Raw genomic sequence first — 21,183 nt, forward strand, 5'->3', positions numbered from 1 at the left:
TTACTTGGTCACTTTCAGCTTAATGGGCGCGTCAACCAGTGCTTCTCCTGAGAAGTCAGCTTTAGCACGCACAACCATATTCGCCAGATCGCCTTCAGTGGCATCCGCAGCAGCCTTAATTGGAATGGTGACTTCCGTTTTATCGGCTGGTATCTGCACAGTCTCTGCGGTGACCCCGGCTACTCCCGGTGGAAGAGGCAGGGTCAGTTCGACCGGTCCTTTAAAATCGTTGATACGCTTGATCGTTGCTTTGACATCGATGGAAGCTCCTTTCTTAAGAGCTCCCCCACCCGGCACATTCAGGCTCAGTGTCACTGGTGCAGGCTGTACTCGAATCACAAGCGGTGTCGAAGGTGCGTAGACTTTAATTTTCTTAGGTGCGGCAGCCTTTTCGGCATCGGCCACCTTCTTATCAGCAGCTTTCTTCGCAGCATCAGCGGCTTTCACCTGTGCATCCGCGGTTTTGATTTCTTCATCAGCCTTGGCCTGCTCTGTCTTTTTCTGTTCTGCTGTTTTGTCAGAGGCCTTGGCGATTTCTTCGCGTTTTTTCTTCGCAGCAGCCAGAGCAGCTTGCGCATCTTTCAGTTTTTTGTCTGCTTCGGCCTGCTCTTTTTTGGCTTCATCAACCTGAGCGGGATTCCGCCGATAAGAAACGTCAACTGTCGATTGCAGGTAGGTGGTATAAACCCCGGGTTTCGCATTTTCTTTGACAAATACCTGGAAGAGTTCGTCCTGCTTGCCTTTGGCGATCGTTTTGTTTTGCGTTGTGATGTTGCTGTTCTTAGGAACCCCATTCCATGCCAGGGCGACAGCTTCATCAAAACCGGTCCGCTTCAGAACTTTGACGGGTACCAGGATCTGACGTCCCTGATTTGCTTTGACTTCAGCAACATCGGCGACCACCTGATAGGGGGCGACTTCATCAATTACTGACAGCACCAGTGAGCGGGCAATGCGGGCTTCCGCACGAATATTATTAGCAACGGGACGCAGAACTGTAGCAGCTCGAGCAACACGTTCCAGCTTTTTGGAATCAGCGCCAGTTGCAGTCCCCACGATTTCAATCGGTCCAGACCAAGGCTTGGCAGATTCCTCTGCGGTAAGAATCATTTCCGCAGTGTTATCTCCAGGACCAATCGTAGCAGCCTTGCAGGAGACTCCGGCAGGCAGTCCCTTCACAGAAAGTTCAATCGTCTCGTTGAACCCATCCTGCTTGAGCGCCATGATGTCGATCTTGAATGAATCCCCTTTGCGTAAGGTGATCCCGGCAGGAGAACCACCTGTATTGACTGCCTGGGGATACAGGGGCAACGCCGCCAGACGGAAGTCCGGCTTGGGTTCGCGAATGACTGCCCGATACACCATCCGGGGATGGCCGCGGGTCTCGAACTGCAGGTCCCGCAGAGTGACGCGGTACTCCCCGTCTGCAGGTGCAGTAAACAGGTAATAAGGATCGTCTGTGCGTGTGTCGAACAGTTTGTCTCCCAGGTCAGGAAAGACGCTGGTGGCTCCGACGTTCGCAATCCGCTTGAATGTCTCTTTGCCCTCTTTATCTTTGATTACCTGGTCAACGACAATCACCGGATCCATGACAATTCCGTTTCGCTGACCGAAGACTTCAATCGAATATTTCTGCTTTGCTTTTCCCTGAAATCGGAAGGCGTCTGTGTCATTCTTAGCTTCGAACTGCCCCACAAATTCACCTGGCAGAGTCAGAGTTTCCTCTTTGGTCTGTTCATCCCGAATAATTTTGCCATCAGCAAAATAGATTGTCACGGGGTTGGAGCTTCCGGCAGGTGAATTCCAGACATACGAGAAACCATCGGCACTGACCTCGTGTGGAAAGCCCTGTTCGCCCATTTCGAGAGTAGTGGCTTTCGCCGGCAGCGCGACGGATACCTGCACTTCCTGGAGTGGTTTATCATCAATACTCCAGTCTGAGAGTTTTCCGCCTGGCAGGTTATAACCATATAGAGTGAACTGCTCCGTGGCTCCCGGCGTACCTGAAGGAGGCATAATGAATTCGATGTGCGGTTTTTTATGAACTCCCAGACGATAAATATACTGGGCTCCACCTGAGTAAGTCAGGTCATGCACTTTCACCAGATAAGTTCCATCCTGAGGCAGAGTCAGGTTGATATAGGGGTCGTGACGGAACGTATCACGTTCGCTGACCAGACGCCGCTGATCGGGCCCATAGACTTCCACAAGCGCCACCATTGGAGAATCAATGCGTGCTGCGCGACAGTTGACGGAAACCTTCTCTCCCTTTTTACCAGGAAAAGAGAAGTAATCGACATCGGTTGCACTTTGCAGAGTCGCGTTGATGACCGAATCCATGGCCATCGCCGTTGGTTGTGCCGGTGTATTATTGGGTTCAGCTTCCGCTTTTTCCGGAAGGTCCCCTACGACGAATGACCGTGGGTTACTGATACCAAACAGACCATGTGCCCGAACATCATAGACGCCCGCAGGTACATCTTTGCCAATCGACACCAGGAAGGTATTAGCAACGGGAACCTTCTTCCCATTACTGTCCTGAGTTTTAGCAACGGCTTTGATACCGGGATGACTGAACCAGAGACCGTCCAGTTCGTCCAGGTCCTTACCATCTGTCACCCGTACTTCAACGGTCTGGCCTTTCTGCCCTCCCGATGGGAAGATTGCATAGATAGTTGTCTGGGGTAACTGTGCCTCTGCGGCGGGCGGATTGATTAAGGAAAACGTTCCAATCCCTGCAGCAAGAAAACAAACAAGCTTCGCAACTAAACGACGTCCGTCAAAAAATCGCGTATGCGTCATAATACTGCTACCAATTTTCTGGATGGAAGTTTCGGGAGGATATCAGGAGGGTACCCATACCAGCGGGAGTGGATTCCGTTAGTCTGGGATTACTGAAGTTTATTCTAAAAAAGCTGACAGCCCCTGTCTAAACCTAAAATGGCTGCCAGCTTAAATTTCAGAGAGATTTATCAGAATTCCAATTTAGTGGTTAAACAGGAATTCTTTAGTGTTGATCAGCGCCCAGATAATATCTTCGTAGGCGATCTGTGGTTTCTCTTTATGCCGAGCGATATAGGACAGAGCAAATTTCATTTCTTCATCCTTGGGAGCACGGGCATAAACCCAGCGATACAGTTCATTGACCTTTTCTTCATCGGTACGTTTCGTATCCTTGGCGAGCATGGCAGCCCGACCAGAAGCACCGGTGATTTTGTCCTGGACTTCCTTACTGTTCAGCAGGTGCAGACTCTGAGCCAGGTTGGCACTTTGAGAACGTTCGCACTCGCAGGCAGTATCTGCCTGTGGCTGGCCAAATACCTTGAGGAAGTAAGGAGCAGATGTTGCATCGGTAATCTGGATTGCCTTTGTTTCAGCGGGCAGACCAGAGAATCGCTGCGAGGAGTTCGTTACCTGATGGAAGACGTCATACAGTACTTCTGCCGTGAGTCGTTTGGGGTAATAACGGGAGAAGTTCTGCTTGTCTTTCAGGTTATATTCGTTGGGCAGAGAACTGAGCTGGTAAGCATTGGAACGACAAATCTGACGTACCAGTTCTTTCAGGTCAAAACCACTCTCAACGAAGTGTTTGGCCAGACCATCCAGCAGTTCGGGGTTTGCAGGTGGGTTTGTGGCCCGCATATCATCTTCAGGCTCAACAATGCCGCGACCGAAGAAATGTTTCCAGTAGCGGTTAACCAGTGCTTTCGCGAAGAACGGATTATCCGTCCGTGAAAGCCATTGCACGAGAGCGACACGAGGATCACGTTCCGGACTGATTTCCATGGGCTGCATTCCCAGCGCGGTGGGCTTCAGATTTTCACCGGAGCGGATATTCTTGGCGGTCGCAACCCCTTCTTTGTGGTAAACGCGTTTGTCGCGGAACCCACGGGTTCCGATTGAACCGATGGTCGGATCTTTGCTTCCCACCCGACTGAAGAAGGCAGCCAGACCATAGTAGTCATCCTGGCTCCATTTTTCGAAGGGATGGTGATGACAACGGGCACATTGAATTCGCAGCCCCAGGAATAACTGGGCGGTGTCTTCAACCTGCTCTTCAACTGTGTTTACTTCACGATACCAGACTACAGCCGGATTCTGACGGAACTCACCGGAAGCGGAGAGAATGTCACCGACGAATTCATTGTAAGGCTTATTTTCGTAAAGGCTGTCCCAGATCCACTGATAGAAGGCGTTCGTACCAGCAATATCAACGGGCTGCAGTTTTTTATTCCGCAGAACCATATTCCACTTGTTGGCAAAGTAATCCGCGTAGGCAGGGCTGTCGATCAACTTATCAATCAGCTTATCCCGCTTGGCAGGATCCTTGTCGGCCAGGAAGCTCTTGACTTCTTCTTCGCTCGGAGTGCCGCCTGTAATATCGATATACACGCGACGCATGAAGGTCGCATCATCGGCAACTGGTGAAGGTGGAATGCCCAGTTCTTTCAGTTTGCCAAAGACGGCTTCGTCGATCAGATTCTTCTTTTCTGGAAGATTTGCCACTTCGATACCCAGGGGAATCGTAGCACGGAAGGTAGAGACCTGCCCCTGATACCGTGCCATGATGGCAACTTCACCAGAGAGCTTCAATGTTTTGACCAGACCGGTTTTGTTGACTTCGGCCATTTCTGTATCGTTGGCTTCAAACAGAGCCATCCGGGTCACGTCTTCTGTAGAACCATCTGAGTAAGTCGCGATGACGGAAATCTGCTGTTCTTCCTCCTGCCCCATGGTGCGGGTAGGAGGATAGCATTTGATTGAAGCAACGCTCCGGTCACTTTCATTCCCGTAAGGCATTCCCTGCTCAATCCAACGGTAGAGCAGTCGATATTCGTAAGAATCCTGCTTGATCAGCTTTCCACCACCATGAGGAGTCACACCAGTCCCCTTCATCAACAGCAGGCTTTCCGCTGGTGAAGTTGGAAACAGACGACGGCCACGGCCTTCTTTAACGAGGAACTCATAATCATCTTCAGGATAAAAACCGAGCAATGACAGTTTGAATCCATTCTGACCACTGGCCTTACCATGGCAGCCACCACTGTTACAGGTCAATTTGGTAAAGATGGGCACAACCTGGTTTTTGAAGTTGATGGCATCCGGAGTCGCGATGCCGCTGATAGCGACAGGAATCGAGGCAGTCTTGCCATCTTTGGATGTCGCGACCAGGCTGGTCTCGCCATCTTTCAGTGGAGTGAGATAGCCGTCAGTGGAAATCGTTGCCATTTCCGGGTTGGCAACCTTGAAGGTTACGTCACGAGTCACATCCAGCAGTTTGCCAGTTGGCAGTACACCGGTCACGATAACCTGCTGGCGTGAGTCCGGCCCCCGCAGTTGCAGTTTTTCAAAACCACCTGCATGTGGACCGATCTGGAGTTCCTTGAAATCCACTTTTGCTTTTTCTGCGGTGGCAGCGCGAACTTCTGTAATACCTGCTCCACTGGCAAGCAACAGGGCCAGCACGCCGCTGAGCATAAGGATCTGAGGGGTCCGAGAGCCTTGAATTCGGAAGTCCATACGTCAAACTCCTGTGTGACTGAGTTGTTCTTTGATGAGGTCTGTCGGCAATCCAGTTTGCGAGATCTCAGGCAGACGCTACTCTCAATTACGATTGATTATGGCAAACGCTTTGGTTGGTTTTGGTCAGGTAAGCTTTTTTAGGTAAGTTCACCAGACAGTCCTCACCGTCTGGCTAATTGTTGCGGGCAGGAGCACTCTAATTTCTTAACAGAGTTTTCCTAATACTTCAATGTATCAAAGTTGATTGAATTGTCAACATTTTAAAACCGCTTCTCATATATTTACGAACATATGAACACACTCTAATCTGAAACAAGCCAAACTGAACCGTGACACAAATGGAAGCGTCATGACTGGTATAACCAGTTGAAATCGCCCGGTTGGCAGATCCAGACCAAAGTCTCCCCTCTTTAAAACAGGGGCGAAACTCCTGTTTTCAGTTTGAATCAAAGCGTTCTGACAAAAAGCGGATTTCTATGATTGCCAGTCAAACACACTTCTATAGAATAAAGTTAGCATAGATTTTCCTGTCAGACCTTTCTGCAGGAGAATTTTTTAAGATTCCACATTTTTTCAATTATCGGCGGCATTGAAGCACTCCCATGTCTGATTCTCCTAAACAAGATTCCCCGCTTCCCAAAATCCAGCATGTCTTCAAACAGTTGCAGGCAGGCAAACCGGTCATTGTGACGGACTCCAGCGAGCGGGAAAACGAAGGAGATTTCATAGTCGCCGCTGAGGCAATTACCCCTCAAATCGTGCAGTTCCTGCTGCGATATGGGAGTGGTGAGCTTTGCGTTTCGCTGCCGGAAGAGGTTGCAAACCGTCTACAGTTAAACCCGATTGTCGGCCCTGAAGAAAATACTGCCCCCAACCAGACCCAGTTTCTGATTCCCATCGACCACAAAGACAGTGGCACCGGAGTCAGTGCTGAGTGCCGTGCCATTACAATTAAGGCACTCAGCGATGAGAACGCCCAGGCCAGCGACTTTGTCCGTCCGGGGCACATTCACCCCCTGCTTGCCAAACAGGGTGGAATTTTACGTCGAGCCGGTCACACTGAAGCTACAGGTGATCTATTACAGATGGCAGGCATGAAACCGGTTGGTGTGCTGATTGAAATCCTGAGCCAAAAGGGGTTCGGCATGGCGGATGCCGAGGAACTCAAAGAGATTTCTGAAGAGTTTGATATCCCCATCATTTCCACCGCCGAGGTGATCCGACATCGCTACATCAGCGAAAAGCTGGTCCACCGCGAAGTCGAAGTCCCCATAAACACTAAGAATTACGGCACCGTCCAGGTTATTGGATACTCGGTCGAACACGAAGGTCAGCAACCTGTGGCGCTGGTCTGGGGAGATCTATCGTCCGTGGAAGCGCCCCTGATCCGTATGCATTCATCCTGCTTTACCGGGGACCTGCTGGATTCGCTTCGCTGCGACTGTGGCGACCAGTTGCACATGGCAATGGACGCAATCTGTCGCGAAAAAACCGGTGCTGTGGTTTATCTCCCGCAGGAGGGCCGTGGCATTGGATTAATCCCCAAGCTGAAAGCCTACGTATTGCAGGACGAAGGATATGACACTGTTGAAGCCAATATCCAGCTCGGCTTTAAAGCGGACAGCCGCGACTTCACCGTGGGAGTGCAGATCCTCAAAGATCTGGGACTGACTCGAGTTCGGCTGCTGACAAACAATCCCAAGAAGACCGATTCCGATGTCTACACTGGATTCAATCTGGAAGTGGTAGAACAGGTGCCAATTGTAGCACCGCCACACAAAGATCGAGAATTCTACCTGCAGACCAAACGGGATAAAATGGGACACATCCTCCCCGCCAGTCCAGCTGACTAGGTGTCTTCTTTCTGAAATCGCCCCGCTCTCAGAAAATCGATCGGGTGACTGGTTTTTCCCTCGGTCACCAGATCGGCCAGGATTTCGCCCATCACCGAGGCGAATTTAAATCCGTGCCCTGAAAAACCGGCTCCATATACCAGCCGCTGGTTCCGGGGATGCTGATCAATAATAAAGTGTCTGTCGGCAGAACGTGTATACATACAGACGGCGTGCCGCTCGGGTTCAGGGCTCAGCCCTGACATCACTTCGCCCACGAAACGGCTGACAGACGTGGAGTCCGCCTCTTTAAGCTCCCGGTTCACGTTGGTCGGATCGGTCACCATGTCACCACCGGTATGCTCCGCCAGCTTAACCGTTTTCCCATCCAGCGAAGGGAAACCATAAAACTCGCCAAAAGGCATCTGGCAGAGGAAACCGCATCCCCCCTGATCTAAATTGTAAACCGGGCTTTGAACCGGATTCCAAAACAGGACCTTGCGGGCAACTTCCAGTGGAAGCTGCAGGTCCTTGAGACATTCACCAGCCCAGGCACCCGCAGTGACAATCACACCTTCAGCCACCCAGTGCTGATTTGCCGTCTGAATCTCGATTTCTGTTTCAGTCACAAGTAACGATTCAATTGGCTCGTGCAATACGATCTGCGCACCATGGCTGAGTGCACAATCCATGTGAGCCTGCACACAGTCTTCCACGTGCAGGAAACCCGCCTCGGGTTCAAAGGTAACTTCAAATCCCTCTGGAAGCTGAAAGCCGGGGAAGCGTCTCCGTGCCTCGACCGTCTCCAGTGTTTCCACCTGGACGCCATGCCTCTCTTCCGCGAGATGCACTCCCTTAATGACATCGCCTTCAGGAGGCCCCGCGACCATCAACCCACAGAGATTCAACAGCGACTTTCCGGATTCCTGCTCGAGATCTTCCCACAGAGTATAAGCCCGCTGCAGCAGGGGGATGTAATCGGGATGCTCGAAATATGCTTTGCGAATGATACGCGTTTCACCGTGCGAGCTGCCCCGGTCATGGGCGATGCCAAACTGCTCGACCCCGAGCACCTTCAAGCCCCGACGCGCTAAATGATACAGGGCACTGCTCCCCATGCCCCCTAAGCCCAGCACCAGATAATCTACGTGAACGGGCATCGCGGAATCCGCCTTTTCTAATGTCAGTTCTGTGGTGAATGAGTTCTACAGCGCATTACAACCCTTTCATTTGATTATGATCACTCGAGATGCCAATCGTCAATCGCGATTGACTGGGAGCGTCCACCAGGCGGCTGTTCTATTTTTCCAGGCGCGCAAAAATTACCGGGTGTTCCTCAAATGACAGTCAACCTACCCCACATACACACTGACCATCAGATTGGAACACCCGGTAATTAATGACAACACAGAAAACCATCAGGATTCGATCATTTCCTGCCCGCAAAGAGCTGCAGTCAACCGGAGTAACTTGTCACTTCACGTTAACAACCCATCCAAGCCACTCCTGTTACTACAGTCCCCTGCTTCGTCGTACATCTCTTCCTCACCGCATCGCTACTCCTCGTCAGAGCTGCCTTTACTCCTCGGAACACGACCACCCTGGTAAAAATCCCCCCCTGGGCGACGCCATGTCAGCAGCGATCTGTTCATGGATTAACAAACCAGACGGGCTGCCTCGACGACAGACAGCGTCCCCAGGGAATTGGTCTCAGACAGGCCGTCGCTGTCCTGATGCTTTCCCAGGCTTTTGACGACCGGCTTGCTCTCAATCCCCATTTCCTCGTCAAACAGTTCTGCCCGAACCACACGCATGTCGTCGGGTGCATCGATGCCGATTTTGATGGAACCTTTTCCCGTCCGAATCACTTTTACCAGGATGTCGTCACCAATTCGGATTCCTTCAGCCAACTTCCGTGTCAAAACCAGCATGATCATCACTCCTTACTTATTATTTAAACTGAATCTGGTTGTCATAGTTTGGTTTACCTGAGCCAAAGTCGACCTGTCCACAAGCGACTCATGTCTCATGCCATAAAGACAATTGCGATTCGCGTGCCAATCACAGAGATTCTTTTTTACATTTTCTGTAACACACTTTCGTATTAAGACTTAACGCCTTTTCAATTCCTGCTGGCCAGTAATGCGATGGGGGCGAATTTCAAAAAAACTGTCCCCAATAGTACAATTTTCAATTCTCCAGAATCATTTTGGGGACACATTTTTCAATTTTTCCCGGTGCAGTAAACGATAAGTCAGCAGCATCGGTTGCATTCTCAGACCGGGCAAATATACTATTGGGTTCTTCAAATGGCCGAATCTATTCGTCTGCGGTCGCTTTACGTCAATTGAAATCAGCTCGAGCTGAATAATTTCAGAACCCACTAGATAGACAAAGAGTGTACAAATGGGTCAAAAGTGTGATGCCTGTGGCAAAACTCCCGTAATCGGTAATCGCGTTCGCCAGCGTGGTAAATACAAGTACCTGGGTGGTAACGGTCGTCAGACAACCGGTGTCTCGAAGCGCGTATTCCGTCCGAACCTGCAGAAAATCCGGGTTCAGGTTGGTGGCAGCGTACAGACGCAGCGGGTCTGCACTCAGTGCATCCGCTCTGGCAAAGTGACCAAAGCCGTCGCTCGTAAGCCATTCAGCCTGCCTGCCACCTAACAGGCCCTTCTGCTGAAAGCCACACACGATGAGCACGCAACTCACCCGTGAAGAAGTTGAAAAAGTGGCGAGCCTTTCCCGCCTGAAGCTCTCCGAAACTGAGCTGGAGGCCTTGGGAACACAGATGGGGTCCGTCCTGAAATACATCGCCATGCTGGATGAGCTGGATACATCGTCTGTCGAGCCGATGGCGCATGCGATCGAGATCTCCAATGTCTTTCGGGAAGACGAGCTTCGCGAAAGCCTGCCCCGGGAACAGGCGCTGTCCAATGCTCCCCAGACCGATGGAAAATATTTCCTCGTACCCGCGATCCTGTAATCGGCCGGCGGCTTGAACATTGAGTACATCAAAGCAATCATCTCCAGGCCCGACTTGCTGACAAGTCGGGCCTTTCCAACTTACAGGGAGACCGAACATCCCATGTCAATCACGTCAGCCACTGCCAGCGATCTGCTGGCAAAAATGAACGCGGGAGAACTCACGAGCGAAGCGATCACCACCGCCTGCCTGGAAGCGATTTCCCAGCGCGATGGTGACATCAATGCCTTCCTTTCGATCCAGCAGGAAGCCGCCTTGAATGCAGCTCGCGAAGTGGACCGCAAACGTCAGGCAGGTGAACCGCTGGGAAAGCTGGCGGGCATCCCGGTCGCAGTTAAAGACAACATCTGCTCAAAGGGGAGTGCCACAACGTGTGCCAGTCGGATGCTGGAACAGTTTCAGCCACCCTATGATGCTCACATCATCGAGCAACTCAAAGCTGCTGACGCCATTCTGATTGGCAAAACTAACCTCGATGAATTCGCCATGGGTTCTTCGACGGAAAACTCCGCTTTCAAAACGACCGCTAACCCCTGGAATACGACCCATGCCGCCGGGGGATCCAGCGGTGGTTCTGCTGCTGCGGTTGCTGCCGGGTTCAGTCCTCTATCGCTGGGCAGCGACACCGGTGGTTCAATTCGTCAGCCAGCCAGCTTTTGTGGTGTTGTGGGATTGAAGCCAACATATGGCCGCGTCTCCCGTTACGGCCTGGTCGCATTCGCCAGCTCGCTCGACCAGATCGGCCCCTTTTCACGAGACGTCACTGACGCTGCCCTGCTGCTGGAAGTGATTGCAGGAAAAGATCAGCGGGATACTACCAGCCTGGACTCCCCCGTCCCCGAGTATACGACAAACCTGGAACTGCCACTGGAAAACCTCAAAGTCGGCTATCTGGAAGATCAACATGTCGAGGGCCTGAACGAAGAGGTCAAAGCAGCCACGCAGGCGGCCCTGGATGTTTATAAATCTCTGGGCGCGGAACTGATTCCGATTGAATTACCACACGCGAAATACTGCGTTGCCACCTATTACATTATTGCCCCTTCAGAAGCCTCAAGTAACCTTGCCCGGTATGACGGGGTACACTACGGGCGTCGCGCTGACCAGTTTGAAGATATGGTCGACATGTATGCCGCCAGCCGGGGTGAAGCATTTGGTGACGAAGTGAAACGTCGGATCATGCTGGGGACTTATGCCCTGTCATCAGGCTACTACGATGCCTATTACCTCAAGGCACTCAAAGTCAGACGCCTGATCCGCAATGACTTCGAACAGGCATTCCAGAATGTTGACATTATTGCCACGCCGGTCACTCCCACTCCCGCCTTCAAAATTGGCGAACTGATCGATGATCCGCTGGCGATGTATCTGGCCGACATTTTCACCACCAGTGCCAACCTGTCAGGAGTTCCCGGCATTTCTATTCCCGCAGGCATGAGCCAGGATCAGCTACCAATTGGACTGCAACTGCTCGCACCGCCGCTGGAAGAGGAACGGCTCCTGCGAGCTGCCCGCATGTTCGAACGGGAAACAGACTGGCACCAGCGACGACCAGCCTGATCCTCAACGAATACTGGCAAACCAGACAATACGAAACTTGAATTACTCAGACATTGATATAAAGGGTAGCGTGACATCATGGACTATACGGTGATCATCGGTCTTGAAGTCCACGTGCAGTTACAGACCAGAACCAAACTTTTCTGCGGTTGCTCCACTAAGTTCAACCCGGACCAGCCCAACACACAGACCTGCCCTGTCTGCCTGGGATTGCCCGGCGCACTACCAGTGCTAAACCGTGAAGCATTTCGCTTAGGCATGAAAACCGGTCTGGCCATCAACTGTGAAATCCCGTCCTTCACCAAATGGGACCGTAAACAGTATTATTATCCAGACCTGCCCAAAGCCTATCAGATCAGCCAGTACGATCTCCCCATGAGCCAGAATGGCTGGCTGGAAATCGAAATCGATCCGGAAACGCGTGAGACGAAAAAAGTAGGCATCATCCGTGCCCACCTCGAAGAGGATGCCGGAAAAAACAGTCACGACGAATCAGGACGTGGCCAGGACAGTAAAGTCGACCTCAACCGGTGTGGTACCCCCCTGGTCGAGATCGTTTCCGAGCCCGACCTGCGCTCGGCACAAGAAGCGCGTAAATACCTGGAAGAACTGAAACTGCTCCTGACTTACATTGACGTCTCCGACTGTAATATGCAGGAAGGGAGCCTGCGCTGCGATGCCAACGTGAACCTGCACATCCACCAGGAAAACGGCGATGCGATCGCCACACCGATTGTCGAAATCAAAAACCTCAACAGCTTCCGAGGGGTCGAACAGGCGATCGAGTACGAAGTCAAACGCCAGTGGGAAGAATGGCAGAAGACAGGCCAGAGCATAAAAGACGTTCCCAAAGAAACTCGGGGCTGGGACGCAGACCGAGGGGTTACACTGGGTCAACGCGGCAAAGAAGAAGCAGCCGACTATCGCTACTTCCCAGATCCGGATCTGGCCCCGGTTATGGTAACCGATGCAGAACGTGAAGAAGTCGTGAACGAACTTTGTGAACGCCCCGCGAACCGCAGAAACCGCTTCGAAGCCGACTATGGGCTTTCTACCTATGACGCTGCAGTCATCATCGATCAGGGGATCGCTTTTGCAGACTACTTTGAGACAGTAGCCCAGGGATGTGGCAACGGCAAACAGGCTGCGAACTGGGTCACTCAGGACGTTCAGCGGGAATTAAACGAGCGAAGCTGTCAGATCGCTGACTTCCCCATCCGCCCTGAAGTGCTGGCAGCCTTACTTCAGAAAGTCGAAGCCAGTGAGATCACAATCAAAAGTGCCCGCACTGTATTTCAGGTCCTGCTGGAAGAAGGTGCTGCAAGCGTTGAGCAAATTCAGGCTGTGATTGAGGAAAAAGGCCTGGGCCTGGTATCAGACACCGGAGAACTGGAAGCGATCGTCGAGGCGGTCGTCGCGAAAAACGAGAAAGCAGTCGCCGACTTCCAGAGCGGCAAGCAGGCTGCAGTCGGGGCGCTGATTGGTCAGGTAATGCGGGAAATTAAAGGAGCTGATGCAAAAGTTGTCAGGGAGCTCCTGATCAAGAAAATGAGCTGAGCACAGCTTTTTACCAAACGAGCAGCAGCATCATTCAGACAGGCAACTAGAATGGCTGGCGAGCATTCAGCCATTCGTCGCATTATACATCGCGTCTAGAAAATCCCCAGTTCATCGCGGGCATCGTCGGTCATCAAGTCAGGCGACCATGGCGGAGTCATTGTCAGCTGGATGGTTGCTTCATTCACGTCATCCACTCTCTCCAGCGCCATCTTAGCCTGCGTGATAATCTGCGGACCAGCAGGACAGGCAGGACTGGTTAACGTCATGGAAACGGTGACCTTGGACGGATCTTCTTCCGAGCGAAGAATTTCATAAACGAGCCCCAGATCCACGATATTGATGTTTAACTCGGGATCAATGACCTGTTTCAACGCTTCAACCAGCGCATCATCTCCACCGACCCCTTTGAAAGCAGAGAATACCGGCAGCTGATTCTCCTCTTTCTTTTCTCCAGTCTCATCTCTGGATTCATCTGACATGGCTCTGTTTCTCCTCCTGGAAGTGATGACGCCCTGTTTCGATCACTTTTCAAATTTACCTGATACCAAGCAGAACCTAGAAATTTGCGAAGAAAACTCAGTAATTCTGCTTAATAATATGATTATTAGAATACAGCCTCTAAAAGGCATTAGTTCTTGCTTTAATTGAATACGACCTGAAAAAGCCCGACAAAATACGTACAAAAAAATTCTTTAGTTAGGTTTAGCAAAGATCTTACGATCTCTGACTTCTAGCTCAAATGTACGAACGGGCTTGGTGGCAGGCATACAGAGTGATTTGCCGGTCTGTAAATCAAACCGAGCACCATGGCGGGGACAAACGATCGCCCCCTCTTCAATACACCCATCAGTCAATGGCTGACCATCATGCGTACATACATCTTCAATCGCGAAGTATTGATCACCCACACGAATCAGTAGCACGGGAGTATCTTCAACGAATACTTCCAACCGGTCAGCATCCTGAAAATCGTCAATGGATGCGATCTCTTCAAAGTCGAGCATTTGTCTATTACTCTATTGTCTGTGTCCAGTGAAAATTTACCGACCAAAACCCAATTTTTTGATAATCGCCTGGTTCAGCGTCTCACGGACGGCCTCGACAGGGATTCGATCGAATACGGTCTGGAAAAACCCTTCCACGATCATATGCATGGCCTCATACTCGGACATGCCTCGCGACATACAATAGAAGATCTGCTCTTCATCAACGCGCCCGGCCGTTGCACCATGTGTACAGCGTACATCATCCGCCTCGATCTCCAGCCCTGGAATCGCGTCGGCTCGACAGGTGGGGGAAAGCATCAGAGAATCGTTGCGCTGATAGCCGTTCGTCTGCTGGCCTTCTTTTTCGACACGGATCATCCCACGCCAGATGGAGCGGGCCTGATCCCGCAGTACCTGCTTATACAGCAGGTCAGAACGTGTTTCAGCCGCGTTATGTGACTGTTGCGTGTAGAACGAATGGATCTGATTATCAGTCGAAAAGGTGACACCATTGACTTCAGCTTCAGAGCCACGGCCATCCAGAACGACGTCCTGGTGAATGTGAGCCAGCTTGGCACCGATTCCTCCGACGGTCCACTGCAGGAAGCCGTTGTTTTCGACTCGTCCCGCCTGGTGAGCAATATGCCACACCTTGTGATTCCAGTTTTGCAACTGGACATATCGCAGGCGCGCCTCTTTCGCGAGAATCAGTTCAACGGCCCCCACATGCAACCCGAGCAGATCATCGCTCACGGAAGCGGTTTCCTCCAACAGAGTCGCGGAAGCCCCCTCTTCCAAAATGACCAGAGTGTGACTCAGGTCAGCTGCCTTGTCAGCCTGAAGTGTGATCAGACTGTGAAGCGGAGCATCCACAACCACATTACGAGGCACATAAAGAACGGTACCACCGGTCCAGAATGCGGCGTGCCATGCAGAAAAGCGATCACGCTGACTGTCAACGGCCCGAGTCATAAAGTAGGGCTGAATCAATTCGCCATGTTCGCGAACCACTGTCGCCAGGTCGCCAAAAATCACTCCTTTGGCCGCCAGTTCTTCCGACATTTCGCTGGAGATCAACTGCCCGTCTGTGTGCTTCACATGACCAGCAAAATCAGCCTGTCCGGTGAGCAGTGTTTCCGTTTCCGGTGCAGTTGACTGTTCAGCCTGTGCAGCACACAACTGAAATCGGTCCGGACGCAGGGCACGTAAATCGACACGTCGCCACTCTTCCGGATCGAGTTCCGTTTCCAGAAGCTCGCAGTAACGCTGAAATGCCTGACGCCGGGATTCGGTAACCCAGGCCGGCTCGTCGCGCGTGGCCAGAAATGCTTCAAATGCTGCTTCACCAAAACCGGCGGGAATTTCAGCAGACGTATTCACGGACGGAGTGCTCATTGTACTCTCTGTTTTACTTTCAATATCGGAATCAGTGCGAGTCACTTCGGCCATGGGCCATGCTCGCTGACAACCAGTTGATGACTAGAATGATGGAACTGAACTCCTGAGTCTGACCTCGGGAATCAACCAATCGAACCTTCCATCTGTAATTCAATCAGTCGGTTCATTTCGACTGCATATTCCATGGGCAATTCTTTAACGAGAGGCTCAATGAATCCAGTGACAATCATGGATGATGCTTCCGCCTCGGTTAAGCCGCGGCTCATGAGGTAGAACAGCTGTTCTTCACCAATCTTCGAAACGCTGGCCTCGTGCTCGATTGCCACATCATTGTCTTCGATCTCGATGTAGGGATATGTATCACTACGGCTTTCCGGATCCAGCAGCAGGGCATCGCAGACCACGTTGGATTTACAGCGATCCGCCTTAGGATCAACCTTCACCAGACCACGATAGCTGGAACGGCCGCCATCCTTGGAAATACTCTTAGAAATAATTCGACTGGACGTATTCGGAGCACAGTGCACCATTTTCGCGCCAGCGTCCTGATGCTGCCCCTTGCCGGCGAAGGCGATAGAGAGAGTTTCTCCGCGGGCACCTTCACCCATCAGATAGATGGCGGGATATTTCATGGTCAATTTAGAACCCAGGTTCCCGTCGACCCACTCCATCAGCGAATTTTCATAGGCAAACGCCCGCTTGGTCACCAGATTATAGACATTGTTCGACCAGTTCTGAATCGTGGTATAGCGGAAGCGTCCGCCTTTTTTCACAATGATTTCCACGACAGCAGAGTGCAGACTTTCCGAGCTGTAAGTCGGAGCGGTACAACCTTCGACGTAGTGGCAGGAAGCCCCTTCATCGACGATTACCAGCGTCCGTTCAAATTGCCCCATGTTTTCCGAGTTAATCCTGAAGTAGGCCTGCAGAGGAAATTCGATATGAACTCCGGGTGGTACATACACGAATGAACCACCTGACCAGACAGCCGAATTCAAAGCAGCATACTTATTGTCATCGGGTGGAATGATGGTGCCGAAATATTCTTTCAACAGCTCGGGATGATCACGTAGAGCCGAATCGGTGTCAGTGAAGATTACGCCCTGCTTAGCCAGGTCTTCCTGAAGGCTTCCATATACTACTTCGGATTCATACTGTGCCTTGACTCCCGAGAGGAATTTCTTTTCTGCTTCGGGTATCCCCAGGCGATCATAAGTTTTCCGAATGTCATCAGGTACTTCATCCCAGCTGCGTCCCTGTCCTTCTGAGGCGCGGACGAAATAGTGAATGTCCTGGTAATTCAGTTCGGCTAAATTCCCCCCCACTCGGGAGTCGATTTCTGTTCGAAAATCTCAAATGACTTCAAACGAAATTCCCGCATCCAGGCCGGTTCGTTTTTCATCTCGGAAATCTGGGCGACAACTTCCGCATTCAAACCTTTTTTGCCGGTAAATACATATTTGTCGGTGGGATCATGAAACCCGTATTGGTATTCACCAATATCAACGCTTTCATTTTCCGAATTGGTATCCAACCTGGTTGCCATTTCAACTTCTCCCACTTTGTATTAACGGATACATCTCTCAATGTTGAGGATGTTTAGTTTTAAACTCGATCGCTTTTTTTATCTGCTACTAAAACTCTGCCAGTCAACTACACAGGCTCAACGGTTTCAGAAACTTCCTCTGCAGCTGCTTCGGGATGACGTTCGCGAATACTCTTATAGCCGTGTTCGTGAAGCTCAGCAGCCAGCTGGGCATCGCCGGTTTCCACAATCCGACCCGCCAGCATCACATGTGTAAACTGCGGTTCGTTGAATTCCAGAAGCCGCTCGTGATGCGTAATGATCAAAACCCCCATCTCCGGACCGGAGAGTCGACTCAGACCTTCACTCACGACTTTTACCGCATCGCTGTCCAGACCACTGTCAGTTTCATCCAGTACAGCGAACTTGGGTTTGAGCAGGGCCAGCTGCAGAATTTCCATCCGCTTCTTTTCACCCCCCGAAAAACCTTCATTCAGGTATCGGCGAGCCATCTCCAGATCCATGCCCAGATCGTTCATCTGCTCACGCAGTTCCTTACGGAACTCACGCATCGGAATCAGCTTTTCGCCTTCTTTCCGTTCCGGATCCCGAACGTTAGACATTGCATGACGCAGGAAGTCGGCGACTTTGACTCCTGGAATCACGACAGGATACTGAAACGCCAGAAACAGCCCGAGGCGAGCACGTTCATTCGGATCGAGTTCCGAAATATCCGTGCCATCGATTTCGATTTTACCCTGAGTAATTTCGTAACTTGGATGGCCAGCCATTGCATAGGCCAGCGTGCTTTTACCGGAACCGTTGGGCCCCATCAAAGCATGAATCTCACCCTGTTTGATTTCCAGGTTGACCCCCTTGAGGATCGGTGTGCCACTGACTGAGACATGCAGGTCGGTAATTTTCAACAAACTCATTTTTCGTAATTCATCCTGTCATTCAGAATTCGACTCGAATTCGGAAACCTCGTAAAACGGAATTGTGTTCAATTAACTTGTCTGTGCTTCAAACTCACAGCAATGGTGCCCGTCCAGACAGCATTCGGAGAGATGCATCTTTGTACCGAGCACGCGTTCAAAAACTCTTTGTTCCAGTTCACAAATCGAAGCGTCTGCACTGGCAATATCGTGGTAGGGACAGTTATGTTCCCGGAGAATCGGTAATGGACCGGTATGATCCAGTTCTACGACAAACCCGCGTTCTTCCAGAGCCTGCTTCAATTGCTCCATCCGCCCATGCAGGGAGGGTGCATCCACATGTTTTCCATACTGCTGCACCAGTGCTGTCTGAATACGGGAAGCCAATCGGCAGCGTAATTCTTCGTTCTCGATCCCTTTGAGCTCATCCCAGAGGATGTTGGCCAGCTCAGCGTAGTTATCGCCCAACAGCCGCATGCCCAGACTGGTCACGGAATAGGTATAATGGGGGCGACCTCGTCCTTCTTTCACCTGGGTGCGTGCAATCAGGTCTAATCCCTGTAAACGCACAAGCCGTTGACGGACTGCCGTTGCCGTCACGCCTTCCTGATCACAAATCTCTTGAATAGTGGCAGACTTGAGACGATTAAGCCCCAGCAGAAAGCTACGATCATTTTCATCAATTGAAACGCGCATTGGTCGTGCTCTCATAAAGTAATAAGGGGTAACAGTTTCGAGAAAACTTTTCGGCGCTCCCTGCTCCAGATTATGCCGGAGGGTCAGCACCCGTTTGATTCCTTCTTTATACCAGCATCCTAGGCAGATTTATTATTTTTGACAACCAATATTGTCAAAATTGATCAATTGAGATTCAGTTTCAAAATCGCACTGGAATTCGCTTGTTTTTTCAGAATCGTCTTGGAACGTAAATCTATATTTGATAGTATCATACAACAATCAGGGTCGCCTGATTCGGAGTAGCGCTTTTCAGGACCACTCAAACCTGGTCCTACACCAGACCCACTTTACTACCATCCTGAACTCATTTTCTCAAGAAACGCTGTAACACCACTCAGACTCTGTCGCTGGGAACTGTACCTGAAGACAGACAACGGATGAAATCGGAGTCAACCGCCGACCAATGTTACCTGCAAATGGGAACCGACTGAAAATGAAATACCAAAGGCTACCTGCCCCCGTGATCTTGCGCCCCCTGTTAATGACAGCTTTAATCCTGATCTTCTGTGGATGGTTAGTTTCCCCAAGCCAGGCACAGGATGACTCCCCTGCCGAGCAGCCAGCCAAAGCGGAACAGCAAACCGAATCACTGGAAGCCGCTTTGGAAAAAGCCGAAGCCGAGGCAGACAAACCTGCCACAGGTGGGTTTGCTTTGGTTGAACAAAAAGTGGATGAGCTATTCGGAAAGTTCAACGGTATTCTGGCGAAAATCATTTTTTATCCTGTCCCCATCACACCGACGCAAATCGAAAAGGGAACGGGAGTCCCGCTGGCAGTACTCTGGCTGGTGATCGGTGCCACATATTTCACATTACGAATGAACTTCATTAATATCCGCGCCTTCAAGCACGCAATCCTGCTGGTCCTGGGGAAATATGATAACCCTGAAGACGAAGGCGAAGTCACTCACTTCCAGGCTTTAACTGCTGCCCTGTCTGCCACTGTGGGCTTGGGAAATATAGCCGGGGTGGCTGTGGCGATCAGTACGGGTGGTCCTGGCGCCATGTTCTGGATGATGCTCGCCGGCCTGCTGGGCATGACTTCGAAATTCGCAGAATGTACTCTCGCCCAGATCTATCGACGCATTAATCCTGACGGTCGCGTGATGGGGGGGCCGATGTGCTATCTGTCTACCGGATTAACTCAACAGTTCCCCGGAAATGCCTTTTTAAAAGGCCTCGGAGGTTTCCTGTCCATCCTGTTTGCCGTCATGTGCATCGGCGGCTCACTGGCAGGGGGAAATGCCTTTCAGGTTAAATTATCTCTGGGTGCTGTAGCAGAGACCTTTCCCTTACTGAAAGAAAACAGCTGGGTTTACGGCCTGTTAATGGCAGTCTTCGTCGGGATTGTGATTATCGGTGGCATTCGCAGCATTGCCCGAACCACGGAAAAGATCGTCCCCTTTATGTGCGGTATTTATGTGCTGGCCGGAATGGCGATCATTATCCTGAATATCCAGAAAGTCCCGGCGTCGTTTATGGCCATCATCGAAGGTGCCTTTGACCCGGACGCGCTGTATGGCGGAATCATGGGCGTGCTGATCATCGGCTTCCAGCGTGCGGCTTTCTCCAACGAAGCCGGCGTCGGGTCGGCAGCGATTGCTCACTCAGCTGCTAAAACCGAATATCCGGTCCGTGAGGGAATCGTAGCCTCACTGGGCCCCTTCATCGACACCATTGTGATCTGCACAATGACCGCACTGGTTATTATCATCACGGGTGCTTATAACGATCCGCAATATGCAGACCTGATCGCGTCCAATGAAGGTGCTGCCCTGACAGCAGAAGCAATGGACTCACAGATACCGTATTTTAAATACGTGCTCTCTGTCTCAGTGATTCTGTTTGCCTATTCAACAATGATCTCCTGGTCTTACTATGGAGAACGATGCTGGGCGTTTCTGTTCGGCGACAGCCAGAAAGTATCCATGGCTTATCGAATTCTGTTCCTGGTATTTGTAGTCCTGGGTTCGATTGTCTCGGCGACCAACGTACTTGACTTCGGCGACCTTATGATCCTGGGCATGGCCTTCCCTAACATCCTGGGTGTGCTGCTGCTCTCTAACAGGGTCAAACAGGAACTGGATAAATACTGGAGCCGTTATAAGTCAGGGGAATTCGATGAGCAGGCCAGCAATTGA

The 21,183-nt window shown here is 51.2% G+C and carries 15 protein-coding genes and 1 pseudogene; 6 read left to right on the forward strand and 10 right to left on the reverse strand.

Annotated features, from left to right (window positions below; all coding sequences use genetic code 11):
* Both F1728_RS08885 and F1728_RS08890 read right to left on the reverse strand, forming a co-directional pair.
* A complete protein-coding gene (locus F1728_RS08885; RefSeq protein ID WP_155363808.1) occupies positions 1 to 2,802 on the reverse strand; it encodes a hypothetical protein in 2,802 nt (933 codons plus the stop codon).
* Between the two features lie 183 nt (positions 2,803 to 2,985).
* Positions 2,986 to 5,520 carry a DUF1549 domain-containing protein gene (locus tag F1728_RS08890; protein WP_228030569.1) on the reverse strand — a complete coding sequence of 845 codons (2,535 nt, stop codon included), beginning with the start codon at positions 5,518 to 5,520 and terminating at the stop codon, positions 2,986 to 2,988.
* A 605-nt stretch (positions 5,521 to 6,125) separates the two neighbouring features.
* On the opposite strand from F1728_RS08890, the gene ribA reads away from it, so the two are divergent.
* Complete coding sequence (gene ribA, locus F1728_RS08895) at positions 6,126 to 7,376, forward strand: GTP cyclohydrolase II (protein WP_194242747.1); 1,251 nt, start codon at positions 6,126 to 6,128, stop codon at positions 7,374 to 7,376.
* On the opposite strand, the gene solA is transcribed toward ribA, so the two are convergent.
* Positions 7,373 to 8,515: an N-methyl-L-tryptophan oxidase gene (gene solA / locus F1728_RS08900; RefSeq protein WP_155363809.1), complete on the reverse strand. Its 1,143-nt coding sequence runs from the start codon at positions 8,513 to 8,515 to the stop codon at positions 7,373 to 7,375. The two genes, ribA and solA, sit on opposite strands and share 4 nt — an antisense overlap.
* Positions 8,516 to 9,010: 495 nt before the next feature.
* Entirely contained in the window at positions 9,011 to 9,286 is a 276-nt protein-coding gene (locus F1728_RS08905; protein ID WP_155363810.1) for a carbon storage regulator, read from the reverse strand.
* Between the two features lie 475 nt (positions 9,287 to 9,761).
* On the opposite strand from F1728_RS08905, the gene rpmB reads away from it, so the two are divergent.
* From rpmB to gatB, 4 genes are all read left to right on the forward strand, one after another.
* Positions 9,762 to 10,022, forward strand: a complete 261-nt coding sequence (gene rpmB, locus F1728_RS08910; protein ID WP_145037375.1) for a 50S ribosomal protein L28 — start codon at positions 9,762 to 9,764, stop codon at positions 10,020 to 10,022.
* A gap of 28 nt (positions 10,023 to 10,050) precedes the next feature.
* Positions 10,051 to 10,341: an Asp-tRNA(Asn)/Glu-tRNA(Gln) amidotransferase subunit GatC gene (gatC, locus tag F1728_RS08915; protein ID WP_145037373.1), complete on the forward strand. Its 291-nt coding sequence runs from the start codon at positions 10,051 to 10,053 to the stop codon at positions 10,339 to 10,341.
* Positions 10,342 to 10,443: 102 nt separating this feature from the next.
* Entirely contained in the window at positions 10,444 to 11,901 is a 1,458-nt protein-coding gene (gene gatA / locus F1728_RS08920) for an Asp-tRNA(Asn)/Glu-tRNA(Gln) amidotransferase subunit GatA (RefSeq protein ID WP_155363811.1), read from the forward strand.
* 78 nt (positions 11,902 to 11,979) lie between these two features.
* Entirely contained in the window at positions 11,980 to 13,458 is a 1,479-nt protein-coding gene (gene gatB / locus F1728_RS08925; RefSeq protein WP_155363812.1) for an Asp-tRNA(Asn)/Glu-tRNA(Gln) amidotransferase subunit GatB, read from the forward strand.
* Between the two features lie 95 nt (positions 13,459 to 13,553).
* On the opposite strand, the gene F1728_RS08930 is transcribed toward gatB, so the two are convergent.
* The 6 genes and pseudogenes from F1728_RS08930 to F1728_RS08955 form a co-directional block, all read right to left on the reverse strand.
* Entirely contained in the window at positions 13,554 to 13,940 is a 387-nt protein-coding gene (locus F1728_RS08930) for a metal-sulfur cluster assembly factor (protein ID WP_145037367.1), read from the reverse strand.
* Positions 13,941 to 14,153: 213 nt separating this feature from the next.
* Entirely contained in the window at positions 14,154 to 14,465 is a 312-nt protein-coding gene (locus tag F1728_RS08935; RefSeq protein ID WP_155363813.1) for a Rieske (2Fe-2S) protein, read from the reverse strand.
* Between the two features lie 36 nt (positions 14,466 to 14,501).
* The gene (gene sufD / locus F1728_RS08940) at positions 14,502 to 15,842 is read right to left on the reverse strand and encodes a Fe-S cluster assembly protein SufD (protein WP_155363814.1); all 1,341 of its coding nucleotides are present in this window, start codon (positions 15,840 to 15,842) and stop codon (positions 14,502 to 14,504) included.
* Positions 15,843 to 15,967: 125 nt separating this feature from the next.
* Positions 15,968 to 17,391, reverse strand: a pseudogene (sufB, locus tag F1728_RS08945) (Fe-S cluster assembly protein SufB).
* A gap of 107 nt (positions 17,392 to 17,498) precedes the next feature.
* Positions 17,499 to 18,305: a Fe-S cluster assembly ATPase SufC gene (sufC, locus tag F1728_RS08950; RefSeq protein WP_155363815.1), complete on the reverse strand. Its 807-nt coding sequence runs from the start codon at positions 18,303 to 18,305 to the stop codon at positions 17,499 to 17,501.
* 72 nt (positions 18,306 to 18,377) lie between these two features.
* Positions 18,378 to 19,001, reverse strand: a complete 624-nt coding sequence (locus F1728_RS08955) for a helix-turn-helix transcriptional regulator (RefSeq protein WP_145181222.1) — start codon at positions 18,999 to 19,001, stop codon at positions 18,378 to 18,380.
* A 475-nt stretch (positions 19,002 to 19,476) separates the two neighbouring features.
* Here F1728_RS08955 and F1728_RS08960 point away from each other — a divergent pair, with 475 nt between their 5' ends.
* A complete protein-coding gene (locus tag F1728_RS08960) occupies positions 19,477 to 21,183 on the forward strand; it encodes an alanine/glycine:cation symporter family protein (RefSeq protein WP_228030572.1) in 1,707 nt (568 codons plus the stop codon).

Origin of the sequence: Gimesia benthica, assembly GCF_009720525.1 — a bacterium.
GTDB classification, from domain to species: domain Bacteria; phylum Planctomycetota; class Planctomycetia; order Planctomycetales; family Planctomycetaceae; genus Gimesia; species Gimesia benthica.

Excerpts from the sequence above, each read along its gene's own strand:
- sufC (WP_155363815.1), bottom strand. The coding sequence starts at position 18,305 with ATGAGTTTGTTGAAAATTACCGACCTGCATGTCTCAGTCAGTGGCACA.
- F1728_RS08930 (WP_145037367.1), bottom strand. The coding sequence starts at position 13,940 with ATGTCAGATGAATCCAGAGATGAGACTGGAGAAAAGAAAGAGGAGAAT.
- F1728_RS08905 (WP_155363810.1), bottom strand. The coding sequence starts at position 9,286 with ATGCTGGTTTTGACACGGAAGTTGGCTGAAGGAATCCGAATTGGTGAC.
- F1728_RS08935 (WP_155363813.1), bottom strand. The coding sequence starts at position 14,465 with ATGCTCGACTTTGAAGAGATCGCATCCATTGACGATTTTCAGGATGCT.
- gatC (WP_145037373.1), top strand. The coding sequence starts at position 10,051 with ATGAGCACGCAACTCACCCGTGAAGAAGTTGAAAAAGTGGCGAGCCTT.
- sufD (WP_155363814.1), bottom strand. The coding sequence starts at position 15,842 with ATGAGCACTCCGTCCGTGAATACGTCTGCTGAAATTCCCGCCGGTTTT.
- gatB (WP_155363812.1), top strand. The coding sequence starts at position 11,980 with ATGGACTATACGGTGATCATCGGTCTTGAAGTCCACGTGCAGTTACAG.
- F1728_RS08890 (WP_228030569.1), bottom strand. The coding sequence starts at position 5,520 with ATGGACTTCCGAATTCAAGGCTCTCGGACCCCTCAGATCCTTATGCTC.
- solA (WP_155363809.1), bottom strand. The coding sequence starts at position 8,515 with ATGCCCGTTCACGTAGATTATCTGGTGCTGGGCTTAGGGGGCATGGGG.
- F1728_RS08885 (WP_155363808.1), bottom strand. The coding sequence starts at position 2,802 with ATGACGCATACGCGATTTTTTGACGGACGTCGTTTAGTTGCGAAGCTT.
- rpmB (WP_145037375.1), top strand. The coding sequence starts at position 9,762 with ATGGGTCAAAAGTGTGATGCCTGTGGCAAAACTCCCGTAATCGGTAAT.
- gatA (WP_155363811.1), top strand. The coding sequence starts at position 10,444 with ATGTCAATCACGTCAGCCACTGCCAGCGATCTGCTGGCAAAAATGAAC.
- ribA (WP_194242747.1), top strand. The coding sequence starts at position 6,126 with ATGTCTGATTCTCCTAAACAAGATTCCCCGCTTCCCAAAATCCAGCAT.
- F1728_RS08955 (WP_145181222.1), bottom strand. The coding sequence starts at position 19,001 with ATGCGCGTTTCAATTGATGAAAATGATCGTAGCTTTCTGCTGGGGCTT.
- F1728_RS08960 (WP_228030572.1), top strand. The coding sequence starts at position 19,477 with ATGAAATACCAAAGGCTACCTGCCCCCGTGATCTTGCGCCCCCTGTTA.